This window comes from Dokdonia donghaensis DSW-1 (genome assembly GCF_001653755.1).
Taxonomy (GTDB): Bacteria; Bacteroidota; Bacteroidia; order Flavobacteriales; family Flavobacteriaceae; genus Dokdonia; species Dokdonia donghaensis.
The window spans coordinates 756,140-773,878 of sequence record NZ_CP015125.1 but is presented as its reverse complement, the minus strand read 5'-3'; the positions used below and the strand labels follow the sequence as shown (position 1 = coordinate 773,878).

17 protein-coding genes are annotated in these 17,739 nt (G+C 36.9%); 3 read left to right on the top strand and 14 right to left on the bottom strand.

Annotation, left to right across the window (positions count from 1 at the left end; translation table 11 throughout):
- Position 1: 1 nt before the first annotated feature.
- From I597_RS03280 to I597_RS03270, 3 genes are read right to left on the bottom strand one after another with little or no spacing between them, the layout of a single operon-like run.
- Complete coding sequence (locus I597_RS03280) at positions 2-1,000, bottom strand: DNA adenine methylase (RefSeq protein ID WP_035326278.1); 999 nt, start codon at positions 998-1,000, stop codon at positions 2-4.
- On the bottom strand, positions 997-1,578 hold the full coding sequence (locus I597_RS03275; RefSeq protein ID WP_152594962.1) for a hypothetical protein: 582 nt from the start codon (positions 1,576-1,578) through the stop codon (positions 997-999). Before I597_RS03275 ends, I597_RS03280 begins: the two co-directional genes overlap by 4 nt.
- A gap of 59 nt (positions 1,579-1,637) precedes the next feature.
- Positions 1,638-2,564 carry a DUF6427 family protein gene (locus I597_RS03270; protein WP_035326275.1) on the bottom strand — a complete coding sequence of 309 codons (927 nt, stop codon included), beginning with the start codon at positions 2,562-2,564 and terminating at the stop codon, positions 1,638-1,640.
- Between the two features lie 78 nt (positions 2,565-2,642).
- Between I597_RS03270 and I597_RS03265 the strand changes: the two genes are divergently transcribed.
- Entirely contained in the window at positions 2,643-2,906 is a 264-nt protein-coding gene (locus I597_RS03265) for a DUF6341 family protein (RefSeq protein ID WP_052111860.1), read from the top strand.
- 7 nt (positions 2,907-2,913) lie between these two features.
- On the opposite strand, the gene purD is transcribed toward I597_RS03265, so the two are convergent.
- Entirely contained in the window at positions 2,914-4,182 is a 1,269-nt protein-coding gene (gene purD / locus I597_RS03260; RefSeq protein WP_035326272.1) for a phosphoribosylamine--glycine ligase, read from the bottom strand.
- A 113-nt stretch (positions 4,183-4,295) separates the two neighbouring features.
- Here purD and I597_RS03255 point away from each other — a divergent pair, with 113 nt between their 5' ends.
- Positions 4,296-5,603 (top strand): phenylacetate--CoA ligase family protein, encoded by a 1,308-nt coding sequence (locus I597_RS03255; RefSeq protein WP_316931559.1) that lies wholly within the window; start codon positions 4,296-4,298, stop codon positions 5,601-5,603.
- Positions 5,604-5,696: 93 nt separating this feature from the next.
- On the top strand, positions 5,697-6,635 hold the full coding sequence (locus I597_RS03250) for an endonuclease/exonuclease/phosphatase family protein (protein WP_035326267.1): 939 nt from the start codon (positions 5,697-5,699) through the stop codon (positions 6,633-6,635).
- Here I597_RS03250 and I597_RS03245 read toward each other — a convergent pair.
- From I597_RS03245 to I597_RS03200, 10 genes are all read right to left on the bottom strand, one after another.
- Positions 6,632-7,426 carry a glycosyltransferase family 2 protein gene (locus tag I597_RS03245; protein ID WP_035326261.1) on the bottom strand — a complete coding sequence of 265 codons (795 nt, stop codon included), beginning with the start codon at positions 7,424-7,426 and terminating at the stop codon, positions 6,632-6,634. The genes I597_RS03250 and I597_RS03245 overlap by 4 nt on opposite strands.
- The gene (locus tag I597_RS03240; RefSeq protein ID WP_035326258.1) at positions 7,410-8,762 is read right to left on the bottom strand and encodes an undecaprenyl-phosphate glucose phosphotransferase; all 1,353 of its coding nucleotides are present in this window, start codon (positions 8,760-8,762) and stop codon (positions 7,410-7,412) included. Before I597_RS03240 ends, I597_RS03245 begins: the two co-directional genes overlap by 17 nt.
- Before the next feature lie 2 nt (positions 8,763-8,764).
- Entirely contained in the window at positions 8,765-9,751 is a 987-nt protein-coding gene (locus I597_RS03235; RefSeq protein ID WP_035326256.1) for a UDP-glucuronic acid decarboxylase family protein, read from the bottom strand.
- 91 nt (positions 9,752-9,842) lie between these two features.
- Positions 9,843-11,066, bottom strand: a complete 1,224-nt coding sequence (locus tag I597_RS03230) for a WcaI family glycosyltransferase (RefSeq protein ID WP_035326253.1) — start codon at positions 11,064-11,066, stop codon at positions 9,843-9,845.
- Positions 11,059-11,607: a putative colanic acid biosynthesis acetyltransferase gene (locus I597_RS03225; protein WP_035326250.1), complete on the bottom strand. Its 549-nt coding sequence runs from the start codon at positions 11,605-11,607 to the stop codon at positions 11,059-11,061. The genes I597_RS03230 and I597_RS03225 overlap by 8 nt, the downstream gene beginning before the upstream one ends.
- Entirely contained in the window at positions 11,607-12,683 is a 1,077-nt protein-coding gene (locus I597_RS03220; protein WP_052111858.1) for a glycosyltransferase family 4 protein, read from the bottom strand. The genes I597_RS03225 and I597_RS03220 overlap by 1 nt, the downstream gene beginning before the upstream one ends.
- The gene (locus tag I597_RS03215) at positions 12,673-13,902 is read right to left on the bottom strand and encodes an O-antigen ligase family protein (protein WP_035326248.1); all 1,230 of its coding nucleotides are present in this window, start codon (positions 13,900-13,902) and stop codon (positions 12,673-12,675) included. The genes I597_RS03220 and I597_RS03215 overlap by 11 nt, the downstream gene beginning before the upstream one ends.
- Positions 13,872-15,314: an O-antigen polymerase gene (locus tag I597_RS03210; RefSeq protein ID WP_035326246.1), complete on the bottom strand. Its 1,443-nt coding sequence runs from the start codon at positions 15,312-15,314 to the stop codon at positions 13,872-13,874. The genes I597_RS03215 and I597_RS03210 overlap by 31 nt, the downstream gene beginning before the upstream one ends.
- Entirely contained in the window at positions 15,304-16,377 is a 1,074-nt protein-coding gene (locus tag I597_RS03205; RefSeq protein ID WP_052111856.1) for a glycosyltransferase, read from the bottom strand. The genes I597_RS03210 and I597_RS03205 overlap by 11 nt, the downstream gene beginning before the upstream one ends.
- The gene (locus tag I597_RS03200; RefSeq protein ID WP_035326245.1) at positions 16,367-17,635 is read right to left on the bottom strand and encodes an oligosaccharide flippase family protein; all 1,269 of its coding nucleotides are present in this window, start codon (positions 17,633-17,635) and stop codon (positions 16,367-16,369) included. The genes I597_RS03205 and I597_RS03200 overlap by 11 nt, the downstream gene beginning before the upstream one ends.
- Positions 17,636-17,739: the final 104 nt, after the last annotated feature.

Sequence of the window (17,739 nt, the reverse complement as noted above, 5' to 3'; positions counted from 1 at the left end):
ATTATTGTTTTTCTAAAATGTGTAAATACTCTATTGTGCTGCTAGCTTTGTGATGACGGCTAGCTGTTTTATCTGCTCTGAATCGTTTATAACTAGTGGTTTTTACATCATATCTACCATACTGTTTCATCACCTTTTTAATTACTGATGGACTCATTAAACCCTCATTACTATAGCTTACAAAAATGTACTTAAATTGAGCATTTTTTATAAGCTGTTCAAAGCTTGAGACTACCGTTTTCTTACTACAATAAGCACTTTTATTATAGATGGGAAGACCTGTTTTTCCTCGTGGTGCAAAGATATTATATTTTGCAATGGTATTAAGTATGTGATAATTTGCACCATACTGCCGTACATTATATGGTGGGTCTATGTATAAAATATCTCCGCTTATTTTTGTAATAAGCTCGTTACCATCTTCTTGAAACACTTGGTGAGCTGTGTTTGTAATCTCAAAAGTAGCCGGAGTAATGACCATACTCTTTGCGGCTCTAGGTTTTATAGTTTTGAGATAAGATCCATAAACAGAGGCTGTGTTTGCAATTTTATCTGCACTCTCAAGTAGGCTGGCTAGTAGAAAATAGTAGACATCTGTACTTATTGCTTTATTGCGATACCATCTTTCAACCTCTGTGCGTATGCTATCAATTTTTTGAGCATTATGCTTGCTGAAATATAGCCGATTACCCACACCTCCTTCTCCATATTGTGCGGCAATAAAACCCTTTTGTAGTGGTAATGAATGTAGGTTTTCTATAAGGTCATTATATTCAAAACTCTTATAATTTCCTATATAATTACGATTGAGAACGTAGCTATAAAACTCAAGATCATTTGCTATGATGGCTTTTACTTGAGATTTAAATACCCTACCTACTGTGCCCGTGCCTGCAAAGAGATCGCAAAAAACTAAGTCGCTTAGATCTTGCCCACACACGCTATGTATAGTGTCTTGTATAAAGGAAGATAATCTATGTTTTGAACCTATATAATTCATCTACTCACCCATATAATATCTGCCATTGTTTCCTTTCCTTTCTCTAGGGAGAGGACTTCCATTACTGCTGGTGTTTTCTGTTTTCCGTAGGGTTCTATGATGGATTTTATAAGTGCTATTTCGGATTTTAGTTTCCAGTGTTCTCCGTTCTGGTCGTGCACGACTATAAATAACCTGTTATTGAGGTGAAAGCGTTGTCCGGTACTTTGGTGCTTGTAAAACCACTGTATGAGTTGTGTTTTGTGCGCTTTCGCGAAAGCGTAATTCTCACCAAATCCTTTTGGAAATATACTTGTTTTATGGTCTATGCGCTCGCCTAGCCATCTAAAATCGTAGTGGTCTTCTACCGGATTTGGGTTAGGAGCAAAACCTGGTAGGTCTGTAAAAATTTTTTCTACAGCCTGTGCACTCCAGAAGTTGTACCATCTATTTATGGCATAGTTAAAGAAATCTTGTGCGGGAAAATTATGCTCCCTTTGTTGCTCCTCTATTTGAGCTAAAAGTGTTTCCCAAGACATCGTTTTATAAATAATCTTAGTCGCATCATCCCAAGTATCATTTTGCTTTCTGTTCCACACATAGGGAAGGTTACACCTTTTTTTTAACTCATTCTCTATGTAGGATATATCGAGCTTCACTATGCGATGTAGTTTATAAATACCGGAAGAAGGACAATAAGCCACAGCAAACTTTCTTTAAATACTTGACTTTCTGTATGCTCTAAAAAATTACTTACTATAATGGTCATTACAGGTATAATAAGATACCACTCTGCTCCTGTTTTATTTGCTGAGAGTGCGATCACTAGTAATCCTACAGCGAGTAATCCCAAAATTACAGAGTATCGAGACTTTGCCCCAGAAGAGGCATTTCTTTGCTCACCCAGATATTTCCATACTGTCCATAACATTAATGCTATGAAGAAGGCAATGGGAATAAGAATTTTGACTTTATTATAAGCTCCAAAATCAAAAGAAACAGACTCAAATACAATCGTAACATCTCCCGGAGCTCCTGCTTGCAGAAGTAAAAAACTGTAATATATGACTGTAAATGATATAAATGCTATGAAAGGAATAAGTAAATATCTCGGGTTTGAAATATTATATAATAAAAGCCCTAAGTAAATTGCTATTAAATACAACCAGCTAAAATAAAATGCGAGCGCAGCAAGAAGAATCCATAAGGTGGCGTCAAAAATCTTGCGTTCCATATATAACTCAGACTTAAAACTTATAATGCGTCGCAAGGCTATGAGTATAAAAAAGCCTGCAAGTAGTATCGCACCATCTCGTAAAGCCACTGGTAATGAGAGGCTAAAAGCGGCAAAAAGCAATACGCCGTAAGTACTACGTTTAGTTAAATCATTTTTTTGAGCCACAAAATTGAGTATAAACATTGTGCTTATAAAAAGTAGCCACATCCCAACTAGTCGAATAACTTCTTGCCAGTTAAATGGCGTTACAAACTGCTCTCTATTACTATAAAAAAAGCCCAGAGTCATATAAATAAATACGAGCACCACGGCTAGTGGTTTTGAAGTACCAAAAAATCTTGTGAGCATAGCTAGTTTTTTTCCTATTTTTGCAGACACATCTACGGATGTACAATTAAGATTTCAATATTGTAAACATACAACATTATGAGTTTGAGAGGATTTTTTGAAGGAGTACAAGAATTTGCAGAAGCAACTTTATTTGCACCCTTTAATGCACTTGCAGAGGTAGAACTAAGTAACTGGTGGCTTGCAAATGGTGTAAACTGGATTTTTATGCTCATTTGTGCTGCTGCAATCGTATACTGGATTATGGAAATCAAGAAATACGATGCAAATGATACTGAGTATCGTGAAGCAAAAGCTCACGGTTTTTTAGGTAAAAACAGCGAGCTCGAGAGCAACATTTAATATTACTTTATAGGTCAAAGCCTATATCTGTACGATAATTGATCCTATCAAAATGTAGTTTTTCTATATTTTGATAGGATTTTTTTATGGCTTGTTTGAAATCATCATCAAAGGATGTAATTGCGATAACACGTCCTCCATTTGTCACTACTTGCCCATCTTTTTCTGTAGTTCCTGCGTGAAAAACAAGTGAATCTTTTACCGTATCAAGGCCTGTAATGACTTTACCTTTTTCATATGCTTCTGGATAACCTCCAGATACGAGCATAACCGTTGCTGCACTTCTTGGGTCTAGTTTAAACTCCTGTTTATCTAACGTTTGAGCATCTACTGCCATAAAAAGCTCTACAAGATCAGACTGTATACGTGGTAATACCACCTCTGTCTCTGGGTCTCCCATACGCACGTTGTACTCTATTACTTTAGGGTCATCTCCTACTTTGATAAGACCTATAAAAATAAAACCTTTGTACTCAATGTCTTCCTTAGAAAGTCCGTTTACCGTAGGTTTTACAATGCGCTCCTCTATTTTCTGCATAAATGCATCATCTGCAAATGGTACTGGACTTATAGCGCCCATACCACCAGTATTAAGACCTACATCTCCCTCTCCTATACGCTTATAATCTTTTGCCGTAGGGAGTACTTTATAGTTCTTACCATCTGTGAGTACAAATACACTAAGTTCTATACCGTCTAAAAACTCCTCAATTACTACGGTTGCACTTGCATCGCCAAATTTTCCTCCCAGCATATTTGCTAGCTCTTGCTTTGCCTCTTCAAGATTGTCTATAATCAAAACCCCTTTTCCTGCAGCAAGACCATCTGCTTTTAATACATAAGGTGCCTGTAGTGTTTCTAAAAATGCCTGTCCCTTATCAAGTGTTTCTGCCGTAAAAGCCTCGTAAGCCGCCGTAGGTATATTATGAGCCATCATAAACTCTTTTGCACGCTCTTTACTTCCTTCTAGCGCTGCACCTACTTTACTAGGTCCTATAACAGCTACGTTTTTAAGTGATTGATCTGCCTTAAAAAAGTCATAAACACCTTGTACAAGCGGGTCTTCTGGCCCCACTACTACCATCCCTATCTCTTCTTTTATGACAAGTGTTTTAATCGCATCAAAATCTGTAACTCCTATGGCAACATTTGTTGCTATTTGTGAGGTCCCGGCATTACCAGGAGCTACAAACAATGCATCACAGTGATTACTTTGAGCAATTTTATATGCAAATGTATGCTCACGTCCTCCAGAGCCTAAGATTAAGATGTTCATTTGATTAGTTTTTAGGTTTAAGAGCAAAAATAAGTTTTGCTTGTGTAAATAGATGCGATGTCTCTATATTTTTCAATCGTGTTTTGTATTTTGGTGTTCAAAACTAAGGTGACTTGAAACTATTTAATAGAGCGTTACGAATGCGAGGGTTTGATACTGATTTTGCAAAAGCAGAATTAACACGTATTCAAAGCATACCAGAAAGTGAATATGAAAACTACATTTCAGAACAAAAAAAGACCATAGTAACCTATCACGAGATTTATAACTCTTTTTATAAAAACCTACTTTTAGAGAGGGATGAAAAAGACTGGGAAACACTACCAGTACTCACAAAGAAAGATTTACAACAACCACTAGAGCAAAGACTCTCAGAGATATATCATCTCAAAAATGTGTACATAGGTAAAACATCTGGTTCCTCTGGCACACCTTTTACTTTTGCAAAAGATAAGGACGCACACGCACTCACTTGGGCCTCTTTTATAGATCGATACCAGTGGTTTGATCTTGATTTAGACCGCTCTAAACAAGCTCGATTTTATGGTATTCCGCTCAACGCTATTGGGTACACAAAAGAGCGCCTCAAAGATTTTTTAAGCAATAGATACCGCTTCCCGATTTTTAATCTAAACGAGAAAGTCCTTGAGTCTATTTATAAAAAATTTAAAAAAACAAAATTTGAATATATAAACGGGTACACGAGCAGTATTGTTTTATTTGCAAAGTATTTAAAAAAGTACCGGCTCATACTCACAGATGTCTGCCCTACTCTAAAAGCCTGTATTGTTACAAGCGAGATGCTTTTTCCAGATGACCGTAAGCTTATAAAAGAATATCTCAACGTACCTATTATTAATGAGTATGGCGCCTCAGAGATTGGGCTCATTGCATTTCAAAATAAAGACAATGAATTGCAGGTAGACAGCGAACTTCTTTTTGTTGAAATTCTTGATGAAAATAATCGCTCAGTTCCCAATGGAGAAATAGGTCGTATTGTAGTCACATCACTCTATAATAAAGCACATCCATTTATACGTTATGACATAGGAGATATAGGTGCGCTTTCGCGAAAAAGCACTCCCAAAAAACCTATTTTAGAACAATTACAAGGCCGTACAAACGATATCGCTAGACTCCCAAGCGGAAAAGTAGTCCCAGGTCTTACATTTTATTATGTAACCAAAAGTATCATACAAGACGACGGTAACGTGCAAGAGTTTGTTATAGAACAAACCGCTCTTGATACATTTATATTTATTTACACAGCACAAAAATCACTCACTGTCAAGCAACAAGATGCTATTAAAAAAGCCACAGCAACCTATCTAGAAGAAGGATTAAATGTAGATTTCATCAAAGTAACCACAATGGATAGATCTGACCGCGGTAAATTAAAACAGTTTACATCAAAAGTATAACTGAACTTATCCATAAGTTCTGACTTCATAAATAGGCAAATACCTCTTTATCGGTAGTAATACAATCTCTATCTTACTCTTAAATATTGTGTTATGCCAGCCTTTCCAAAACCCGCATTTACTTATAATTTTTCGGTCAAAGAGCAGATAGACCTATTACTCGCTCATAAAGAAAAACGTCACATACCACAAAAGTCTAAAACCAAGTTACTCATCGCTTCTTGGAACATTGCAAACTTAGGACTTCATAAACGCTGGACCATACACGCCGCTCTTATTGCAGAAATTATAGACTGGTTTGATCTCATTGCCATACAAGAGGTAAACGTAAACCTTGAAGGTCTTAGACAAATAGAAGCCGCGTTACCTAGTCATTATAACTTACTTTTTTCTGATAAGGCTGGTAATAATGAACGGTTTGCCTACATATTTGATAGTCGCGTCGTCAAGCAACTCGAGATGGTGGGAGAAGTGGCAATCCCGCCTAAGGATCACAGATATATCAAGTTACCTGGAGTAACTAGTTCTTTTACTGGCTTTGATCGTAATCCTTATCTCGGGTCTTTTCAATGGAGGAATACAAATTTTGTTTTACTTAATGTACACTCTTACTTTGGGAGTAACAGTAAGAAAAACATTCATCGTAGAGCTTTAGAAACTTATGCGATAGCTAGACACACAGATTTGATGGGAAACTCTAAATATGCTTTTTCTGATAAAATTATTGCATTAGGAGATTTTAATTTGCCGCTAGTAGAACCTGGTGACCTCATCTATAAAGCCTTGGTGAAACGTGGCCTAGAACTTCCTAAACATTCTACTAAAGTTTACTCAAACATTGCAGATGATAAGATGTATGATCAAATAGCATTTTTACCTTCTTTAAAAAACACCATTCAAGCAAATGGAACTTTTGATTTTGATAACGCAGTTTTTCCAGACTTATGGCAAGAAAACCACAGCAAGTTTAAGTCTTATGTAAAGTATTACCTATCTGACCACAGACCTATCTGGATGCAAATAGCTTTCTAGTAGATTTCTATATATTTTGGTCTCACAAAAAAGTACTCCATTAAAAAAATCCCTAACCAGTATGCTGATTTAAACCAAGAATACTCCAGATGCTGGTTGTAAAATTTAAAATTATACTTTACTAGTTGTACTTTATTTGCACTCATAGACCCTTCTCTTATCCTATAAAAAGCTAGATCCTCTTGAAGTCCTAAGGCTTCTTTATTACTTCTTTTTATGGCTTCAAGCCACAATGCCCAGTCTTGTCTTTTTCTTATGCTAGGGGCGCTTATTTTGCCTATTAGGCTAGCATTGTATACTCCTGTGAGATTACCTATATAATTATTTTTGTGCTGTTTACTATACGTAAGAGAAGACATTGCATTTATGCGCTTTCCTAGGGGTATACCTTCATCATCTATATGTATGTAGCTGGTGTATGATACCGCACAATTATGCTTTTGCATAAAAGCAATTTGCTTAGATAATTTTTCGGGGTGCCAAAGATCATCTGCATCTAGAAAGGCTATGTAGTCACCACTGGCAAGCTCAGTAGCTTTATTACGGGCGTAGGCGGCTCCTTTGTTTCGCGAAAGCGTAACAACACGTATTCTACTATCTGTGCTAGCAAGCTCTTTTGCTAGTGATAGTGAGCCATCTGTAGAGGCATCATCTACAATAATATGCTCCCAGTTTTGATAGGTTTGCGCTTGTATACTTGCGCTACAAGCTTGTATAAAACGTGCCGCATTATACAATGGAGTTATAATAGAAACTAAGGATTGTGGTGTATGGCTAGTAGGCTTTTTCATCTCCTACTATGGCTTTATAAACGGTTGTAAATACTATTTTGATATCTAAAAACAATGACCAGTTTTCTACATAGAATATATCAAACTTTACGCGATTTACAATATCCTCATCTGTCTCCACTTCACCTCTGTAGCCGCTTACCTGTGCCAGACCGGTAATACCAGGTTTTATAAAATGACGTACCATAAACTTATCTATGCGCTCTGCATACATATGCGTGTGGCTTACCATATGTGGTCGTGGGCCCACAACAGACATATCTCCTTTAAGGACATTTATAAACTGCGGTAACTCGTCCATACTTGTTTTTCTTAAGAACTGACCTACACGAGTGATGCGTTCATCATTTTTGCTCACCTGCTCAAGATCTGCCTTTTCATTAGGTCTCATAGACCTAAATTTATAGCAGTAAAACTCGTGATAGTCAAGGCCATTACGTTTTTGTTTAAAAAACACGGTTCCCTTTGAGTCCAACTTAATTAATATGGAGAGTATAGGTGTGAGCCAAGAAAGAACTCCTACTAGTACAATTACCGACAAAACAATGTCAAAAGCACGCTTTATAAATTGGTTAAGAGGCGTGTCTATAGGGATGGTACGTAATGATAAGATTGGAGTAATCCCCAAGTACTGGTACTCTAGTTTTTTTGTAAAAATCTCTCTGCTATCTGGTATAAACTTGAGAATTTTAAGGTTGTTATCTGTAAACTCGGAGATTTCTCTAAGTTCTTCATTTGAGAATTGCTCTACAGAGCAGTATACCTCATCTATATTATTTTCTAAAACATACCTAAAAATACCATCTAGAGAGACTTTAGGGTTATTTATATCAAAAGTGCTCTTAACCATATACCCGTAAGCCTTGTTTTCTAAAAAGAAGTTTTTGAGCTCCTCTGCTTGATTATTCCAACCTAGAATAACCACATTACGATGGTTACCGCCTAGCACAGTTCTATAAGTTTTAAGTAAATAAAACACGCCAAACTTTACGATAGACACGCCAAGAAATACATATAAGACATAAAAAATAACACTACTCGGTGATGTGTTTACATCTTGAAAGAAACCATAAAAAGCAAATACTAATAAAGCAAATATGGCAAGTTGTAATAAAATAAGAGAGACAATGCGCGTGGGTCTTGTATATCGATATACCTCATAAAAACCTGACTTGGTTGCGGTAAACACCCACGTAGCAATGATGTACATAGAAAACAACAAGAAGTTTTCATTCATTACAAGGCATAGCTTAGCTAGCAACACTATAATTGCAAGGTCTATACAATAAATTGCTGGCCTTATATAAACTGAATATCTACCTACGCGTTGCGCCATACTTATTTACGTATGTGCTTTGAGAAGTCCTTATGCTCACTTTTATAGAGCTCCTCTTGTGTAAGATTTTTAAAATATTCGAAGGTTTTTTTCATACCCTCTGCTCTACCTACGGTAGCTGTCCAGTCCAAAATCTCTTTAGCTTTTGTAATATCTGGTTTGCGCTGCATAGGGTCATCTACAGGCAAGTCTTTATAGATTACCTTTTGATCTGTACCAGTAAGTTTTATAATCTCCTCTGCAAAGTCTTTTATCGTAATCTCATCTGGGTTACCTATGTTTACTGGAAACACGTAATCACTCATAAGTAGCCTGTAAATACCTTCTACTTGATCATCTACATAACAGAAAGAACGTGTCTGTAAACCATCTCCAAAAACCGTGAGATCCTCTCCTCTTAATGCTTGTCCCATAAAAGCTGGTATGACACGACCATCGTTAAGTCGCATTCTTGGGCCATAAGTGTTAAATATGCGTACTATGCGTGTCTCAAGACCGTGAAAGCGGTGATAAGCCATTGTGATAGACTCTTGAAAACGCTTTGCCTCATCATATACACCACGAGGGCCTATGGTATTTACATTACCATAATACTCCTCATCTTGTGGGTGTACAAGTGGGTCTCCATACACCTCAGAAGTAGAGGCTATGAGTATACGTGCATTTTTAACCTTTGCAAGACCTAGTAAGTTATGGGTACCTAGTGAACCTACTTTTAAGGTTTGTATGGGGATTTTAAGGTAATCTATGGGACTTGCTGGTGAGGCAAAGTGTAATATGTAATCTAGCTCACCTGGCACGTGTACAAAGGTGGTCACATCGTGATGATGAAACTCAAAATGTTCTAGTTTAAAAAGGTGCTCAATATTAGATAAACTACCTGTAATAAGATTATCCATCCCTATCACGTGAAAGCCTTCTTTTATAAAACGATCACATAAATGTGACCCTAAAAATCCTGCTGCACCTGTAATTAAAACTCTCTTCATTCTCTATTATTGGTTGATTGGGTAGCAAATCTTATGAGTATCTGCCTGCCGTAAAAATAAGGAAGTATTCACTGCTTATAAAACTAAGCTCCTATAACATACTCAATGCGTCAGTAAAGTCTTTCAAAATCGCTTTTCTGGCATATTTTTGTAGTATAAATTTCCTTGCGTTACTCCCCATTAACGTTGCTTTATCACTATTGGTACGTAAACTATTTAAAATAGCCACAATCTCTTGTGCATCTGTGGTACTTTTATAATAGCCACCTTGCGATGCCTCTATAATTTTTGCAGGCTCTGCATCTGGGTGGCCCGTTATTATAGACGGGCGTGCACTTGCCATCATTCCTAAAATTTTTGAAGGCATTACTGTGTCTACAACTTCGGCTTTTTGAAATAAGATATGTACATCTGCGCTAGCAAGTAAACTCGCTAAACCTTCAAGTGGTACTGGATCATAAAATTGTACACTAGAGTCTTTAAGTTGCTCTTTGAGGAGCTCCATTTTTGCTCCTGCACCTACTACAATTACTTCAAACTTTGTAAAATCTAATGCAGCAACTATTTTTTTAAAAAAAGACCAGTCTTGCTTGTCACCCACATTACCCGCATACAGAATACTAAACTTGTCTTTAGAAAAGTATGGGTGTTTTACCACTTGAGACGGGTCACTCTCTGTAGCATCTATCCAGTTGGGCAAGTAATAGGTTGTGGTATCGGTCTTTTCTTTAAGTTTAGCCAGCATAGTCTGGCTTATAGTGCTCACACAGTCTGCTTTGTCCAGAATAGAGCGTTCTAAACGCATTAAACCTTTATAAGCAATACTTTTACTTTCTGACGAGGTGGCAAGTCCGGATTGAAAAGCTGCGTCAAATTCAAAATCTTGAATATGTATCCAGTGTTTTGCATTACGCTTTCGCGAAAGCGTATTCCCTAACCACGCACTGCTCGTAAATGGTATTACTGAAATCACAATATCGCATTCCTTTATTTGCTTAAAGTTAAATCGTGAGCCTAGCGTAAAGTCTGTAATATGTACCACACGCTTTAAAAAGGTGGGGCTCTTAGGTGTAAACTGCTTGTATCTATAAATGTTTATAGACCCTTTTTTCTCGTGTAAGTAACTCCCTTTGTCTTGATATGCTGGAGCAATCTCCCATTGCGGATAATACGGAAAGGCCGTGATAACAGATATATGTGCACCCTGCTGCTCCAGGTACTCTGCCATCTGGGTACTGTATAAACCTATGGCCGTATCTTCTGGATAGAAGTTAAGGGAGATGAGGGTGATGTGCTTGCCTGTGAGATTATTCAATACGATCTTTTAATATAACTAGTGGAGAACCTATACATACCTTACCTGCTGGTACGTTTTTAAAAACGCTACTTCTAGCACCTATTACGGTACCAGCACCTACAGATACTCCTGGTGCTACATACACATCTGTAGCCAGCCAGCACTTCTCTGCTATGTGTATAGGCATTGCATAAATATCAAAATGAGATGAGCGATAGTCGTGCGAGCCTGTACATAAATAACTACGTTGTGATATAACGGCATTTGCACCTATCGTAATAGGTCCTAAAGTGTACAAAACGACCTCATCTCCTATCCAGCAGTGATCACCTAGGTTTAACTTCCAGGGGTAGGTTATCTGAGCGCTAGGTCTTATGATGACATTTTTGCCCACTTGTGCGCCAAAACATCTCAAAATAAAACGTCTCCAGCCGTACAAAAACTGTGGAGAGTGTTTAAAGAAAATAACATATACCACACGCCATAGTTGTACTATAAGAGCAGACCGCCCACGAAAACCCTTTGGCGTTTTATATTGATCTAAATTCTGGTATTCCACTACTTTCTAAATATGGTTATGAGTCTACTGGTAAATGCCTTCATCGTGAAGTTTTTACTAAAATGTACCTGATTTTTAACCCCAATATCAGAAATAATCTTGGGATTACTGGCAATACTTTTCATCTTTAAAACGAGATCTTCTACATTTTGTTTTTCAACAAAGAGACCTTGCTCTCCATTTTTTATAATGTCTGGTATTCCTCCTTGCGTTGTGGTAATTATTAGACTACCCGTTGCCATTGCTTCTAAGATAGATATGGGCTGCCCTTCCATTTTATAATATGTAGGCAGCACAAAGACATTACCCCACTCAAAAAGGGCTTTCTTTTCTTCTCCCATTACCACACCTTTATAGTCTACATTTTTGAGTTGCAGTAATAATGGTTTTACTTGCATCCACATTTCTTTTGTGACAGCTCCACCTATTTGAGCTTGGTAAGAAACATTATGGTTTTGAAGTTCTAGAAGTGTTTTTAAAAATATTATAATTCCTTTTTCTTGCATTAGGTTACTCAAATAGATAAACCGTGGAGAGGCGTAGTTTTTTGTGATATCTGTTTTTAAATACTCTTGAGCAAAATTGGGTAGAATATGAATATTTTTTTCATCTAGAAAGGGTGTTAAATTTGGTTTTAATGACTCAGACAGCACAATCCCGTCGCTAGATAAAGACATAAGTTTCTTTGTAACCCATCTTTTTATACCGGTCATTTGATGGTAAGCTGTACCTAGGTGATTGCCGTGTATATGGGTGATGATACGCTTTCGCGAAAGCGCAGCAAAAACTATAAAAACTGCATATTTAAGAACCCCAAAAAACGTTTGTCCTGGAGTGAAATAAATAATGTGGTTTGAAAAAACTTTAAACGCCTGTGTATTATACTTAAGGTTGTGCCAAAGCTTTTTAAAGGAAAATACGCCCAGCTCTTCATCTAGATAACTAAAGGATGTATTTACCTCTGTAACGTTATAGCCCTCATTTTTAAGCACGCTACTTACAACTTGATTTGCTAGCGACACACCAGTGGTAGGCTCTGGTAGTGGTCCAATAAGAAGAACTTTTTTATGAGGCATCTGAGGGGTTTACAAAAAGTGTTCTGGCAGAAAGGAAGTTAAAGAATAATGCAAAATAAATAACTCCGGCCTCACGCTCTAAAATATTTGTGGTTAACATAACAATGCCATAAAATAATAGAACGAGTATAAAAAGTTCATTATTAAACCGTGTTGCAAAGACAAGATTTATAGCTAGTGTGCCTAAGAAAGCTAATAATAGTATGACTCCTCCTATGGTTAATAAACTCAAAAACTGATTATGCGTGTTATATCTCCCTTCTTTTAAAACACTATTACCTGTGGTTTCATATTTTTTATTGAGCACATCCCTATAATCACCTATACCATACCCTAAAATTGGACTTTCATAAATAAGTTCTTTTGCTACGCCGTAAATAGTATATCTAATATTTGTAGACGTAGGTCCTCCCTCACCAATCACCTCAATTTTTTGAAGTTCTAAAAACTTATTTCTAGTGCGTGGTATGGCAATCATCAATACAACAAGACCTAGAATTGCAAAAATATAAGGCCGTACAATTGCTCTTTTGCGCTGAAATAGTATAAACAGTGTGGAGACAATCATAAGGGCTAAAATAGGCCCCTTCTTTGCATACAGCAGTAAGAACAAAATGAGTATTGCATCAAGTAATAAGACTCCTACTATTTTCCATTTACTTTTTAAGGAGCGCAATATGAACATTGAGAATAAAATTGCCACACTACAATGCATTGATAGATAAATAGGGTGGATACCATATTTACCCACATCAACACGCATCACAGTAGGAAAATGAATGAGCATATCACTAATACTATAATGTGTAATGTAAAACCATAAAAACGGAATCACATTAAAAAGAACAACGGTCACAAGATAAACTCCTAGCATTTTATCTAACCGAGAATAGAGGTATCTCATATCGTTTCTTGAAAACAAGGCAAAACAGAGCGGAAATAACAGTAATGACAAAAAAGAGGTAAGTTTTCTTACTCCATAAGCGATGTTATCACTGTAAATGAGTGTTATCACTATTAGAAAATAAACCGCAGCATTTACTAGAAAAAAGCGTGTGTTAAATGTGTTTTTACTTTTGAAAAAATGATAAACTGAGACAGCACAAAACAACCCCACAGCAATAGATTTTACATTTGTAGGTAGTAGTATTGATGCAAATAGAAGAAACAAAGCTCCTTCTAGATACACTAAGCTTTTGTTATTTGTTTTTGCCTCCATTTATATTGATTATTTAATCCATTTTTGATAAGGTAATCTATTAATCTAGCAATACCCATAACACCTATAAGAGTTCCTACGTAGTACGAAAATCCGTTTGCAAAATCTCCTCTTAAGAAAAACAGTAAGTGTATCGCAAAGTAAAAAGCCATAATTTTTTTAATGAGAATATGGCTATGTAACCAAGTCAGAAAGTAAACTATTGTATACCCAAGAGCAAAGGCAAGAAATATAACGCCTATAATCCCAAAATTTACATATCCCTCAGATACCATAGGGTTAGATAAATTACTATACGTAAACTCATAGTTGTCTATTAAGTGCTCACCTACAAGCTGCCCCGTACTCACTGGTTTTCCTTCCCAGATTTTACGGGGTATAAAAAACAAAAATGCGCTTAAAAACTGGTATCCATATGAGAAGCCCTCGTACTTTACATAATCTATCGTAGCAACTATATTTATAAAGGCATCATAATGTATTGTATTAAAAACCTCACCTATTCCCTCACCTTCAAACTCATCTAGAAGTATACGCGGCTGTATAATAATCTGTCTCAAAGAAGACTTTGCGTGCGTAATAATAGCCGAAAGTGGAAACACAACAACCATTGTAAAAAACATAAAAAACATTGTCTTCACATTACTATTAAGCAATCTAGGTGCGAGGAGGTAAATTATAGAAATGTAAATGGGGCCTAAGGCGTTTCTCTTTTCTACTAGCGGATTTTTAAACCATAATAGCAGTATCATAAATAAAACAAACATAACAGCCACAGCAAGCACATTTATACCTGTCTTTTTAGACTGTTTATAATACTGTACAGATAAAATAACACCCCCTAGCGGTACTACAAAAAGAAGCTTTTTCCATATAAGTAAAGCAGTGCGGCCTATGGATGAGGCCATCCATCCAGCACGAGCCATCTCGTTAAAAACAAACCCCATACTTACAATAAATACGAGTAAGGAAATACCCAATATCCCAAAAAGCACAAGAGGTAATCTTTTATCTCTATTATAATTTGGGACTATAACTCTGGTTTTTCTAGTTTTTTTAAACCACGTATAAGCTCCAAAAAAACAGAGCGTAAAAAGTATTATTAATACATTACTATAAATAATACCTGAAGATGTGTAAGGCAGCTTTGTTAAGAAATCTGCATTCTTATCTCCTATAACTCGTAACTGCAATATGGGTGCTATGATAAAAAATAAGAAGTTAAAAACAATGTATACAGATATAAAGGGTGAGTACTCGCGCTCTTGATATAAATGCCACCAGAACAATGCAAACAGTACAAGGTTGCTCATAAAAAATGACATCCACACCCATACATCTGTTGCAAAAGTTGCAAACAGCACAACACTTATCCCTAGATAAGCTAGTAGTAAGATGAGTCTACCTATCATTGTCTTGTGTAAGTTTATAAAACACCATTGCCATTGCCTCTACCGTATACCGCTCGCGACAGTAGGTGGAGATTGCATCTCTTTTTTCAATCCACTCTTCCCTGTTTGAGAATATTTTTTTTACGCTTTCGCGAAAGCGTACCACATCATCTGTCTCATAAAACACCACATTATCGCCCTCTATTGCTGCCTCTATTTCTGGTGAGTGCGGTTCATCACGAGAGATAAGCATAGGTACACCAAAACCAAAACTTTGGGTAATAGATAGACCTACATAACCCGGCGAAACACTTAACAAGCTTGAAGCATAAAGTCGTTCTAACTCCTTTGTGTCGCTTATATGACCATATAAAACCACACGATTCTCAAGATGATGTTTCTCTATAAATGTAGCGATTTTAGACTGTTCTTCTCCAGCGCCTACTATGAGAAGCTTTGTTTCTGGTGGGAGATCTGGTAAACACGCTTTAAATGCTTGGACTAAAAAGAGTGGTTTTTTTTCTGGAGTTAATCGCCCTATATAAATAAGGTGTTGTTGTTTACCTGCAGCGACATTCATTACTGCACTACTCATAAGTGCGTTAGGCGCGGCGAGTATGTGTGTTGCGGGCATTTTTTCTTGTAGCTCTTCCTGCTGTTTTTTAGTATACACCACGATGGTAGAAGCTAGTTTACGCATTTTATGACGCAAGCGATCTGTAGGACTATGTTTACCCTTTCGCGGCCAGGCGTGACCCCACAACACGGTTTTGAGCCCCTTAGACTTCCGTTTGTATAATAACCACCAGTTGCTCAATATGCGAGGGTTCATCTCAAGTACAACAATACCTTGCTCTACTGCTAGATGTTTAACTCCTCGTTGCCATAAAAAACGATTCCCTAGTATAAATTTGTTTTCTAATTTTTTATGTAAAATACTATTGTCTGTCTGTACAGACGGCTCAAAATAATGAGCTCCACCATATAGTGAGAAATTTGTGTCCAGTAATCTGTAGAGTTCATCATAGAAGCCTCCTCTATAATCTGGTAATGCAGTCTGTACAATGGTAAGTCTAGACGGCATACGTTTGGGGTTTAGACTGTTTAAAGAAATACACCCAACTTAATAACGCTAGCGCTAATTCTGTAAAAACTACTGCTATCACAATACCATAAATAGGCCATATGGACACCAGTAAACAGGCGAGCAATACATTTAAAACGCCTCCTATTAATAGTATATTCATACGCTTTACATAGGCGCCTACAGCAGGTAAGTATAAGGTAAGGATGAGCATATTAAGGCCTGCAAAAACGGTTGCAGTACATAATATCTTAAATGCAGTTGTATAAGCTGTTATGGCGGGATCATCAAATAACAGTTGTAAAATATCTTCTCCAAAGATAAGTATGATGGTTATAAAAATACCCGCCAGTATTATGATAGCCGGCGCCATCTTACGTATACTCGCTCTTCTCTTTGCCTCATCTTGTACAGAGAGCCAGGGGAATACAGCTTGCATTATGGGAGAAAAGAAACCTTTGGCCGCCGTAAAAATCTTTTCAAAACTACCGTATATACCAGCAATAGCATCTCCAGCAATCATCCCCACTATAAACACATTTGCAGAGTTAAAAAGACGTGCAGCTATATTAGACACAAAGATGCTTTTACTCTCTAACATAAGTTCGCCCATCATCTTTTTTGAAGGTTTAATGAGTTTTACAAACTTGAGACTTATGATAAAGCTTATGGTTCCGGCTATAAGAAAGCCTATACTGGTGAATAATGGCACATTGCTATAATCACCCACCTCACGTACAAAAATGAAGATAAGAGCCGTAAAAATGATTTTAGCAAGCACATTGAGTATTGCTATAAACTGCATTTTCTCAATTCCCTGGAAAAACCAATCTGGAAACAATGCCTGCCCTACTACTACACCATAACTTAACGCATATACCTCCCACTCTAACCTAAACCTAGGAAACGTAAGTATGATTATCGCATACACAACCGCTACTGCAACAGCCAGCAATAACTTAATAGATATCACTGCCGAAAATACTTGAGATTTTTCTGAGTCATTGTCTTTGAGAATAGATATCCTGCGGGTAGCACTTAAGTTAAACCCAAACTCTACAAACACATATAAAATGGTGCAAAAAGATTGTGCCAGCAATACAAGTCCATATTTTTCTACACCTAGTGTGCGTACTAAGTAAGGCAATAACATAAGAGGTAACAGAATATTTGCCGCCTGTATAAACAGTAGCGAAACGTAGTTGCCAGCCATCTTACGGCCTGCAGCACTCTCTTTTATGGATTTTAGTATACTCAATTATGATTTATTAAAACTACCGTGTCTGACACACCGCTTGTAAAATGCAATTGCTTCTAGCTTATTAATTTTAAGTAGTAGACCTACTTAAAATTTTAAGATTT

Coding starts and splice junctions, on each gene's coding strand:
- I597_RS03210 (WP_035326246.1), bottom strand. CDS start 15,314: ATGATAGGTAGACTCATCTTACTACTAGCTTATCTAGGGATAAGTGTT.
- I597_RS03280 (WP_035326278.1), bottom strand. CDS start 1,000: ATGAATTATATAGGTTCAAAACATAGATTATCTTCCTTTATACAAGAC.
- I597_RS03250 (WP_035326267.1), top strand. CDS start 5,697: ATGCCAGCCTTTCCAAAACCCGCATTTACTTATAATTTTTCGGTCAAA.
- purD (WP_035326272.1), bottom strand. CDS start 4,182: ATGAACATCTTAATCTTAGGCTCTGGAGGACGTGAGCATACATTTGCA.
- I597_RS03220 (WP_052111858.1), bottom strand. CDS start 12,683: ATGCCTCATAAAAAAGTTCTTCTTATTGGACCACTACCAGAGCCTACC.
- I597_RS03270 (WP_035326275.1), bottom strand. CDS start 2,564: ATGCTCACAAGATTTTTTGGTACTTCAAAACCACTAGCCGTGGTGCTC.
- I597_RS03265 (WP_052111860.1), top strand. CDS start 2,643: ATGAGTTTGAGAGGATTTTTTGAAGGAGTACAAGAATTTGCAGAAGCA.
- I597_RS03215 (WP_035326248.1), bottom strand. CDS start 13,902: ATGGAGGCAAAAACAAATAACAAAAGCTTAGTGTATCTAGAAGGAGCT.
- I597_RS03235 (WP_035326256.1), bottom strand. CDS start 9,751: ATGAAGAGAGTTTTAATTACAGGTGCAGCAGGATTTTTAGGGTCACAT.
- I597_RS03245 (WP_035326261.1), bottom strand. CDS start 7,426: ATGAAAAAGCCTACTAGCCATACACCACAATCCTTAGTTTCTATTATA.
- I597_RS03205 (WP_052111856.1), bottom strand. CDS start 16,377: ATGCCGTCTAGACTTACCATTGTACAGACTGCATTACCAGATTATAGA.
- I597_RS03240 (WP_035326258.1), bottom strand. CDS start 8,762: ATGGCGCAACGCGTAGGTAGATATTCAGTTTATATAAGGCCAGCAATT.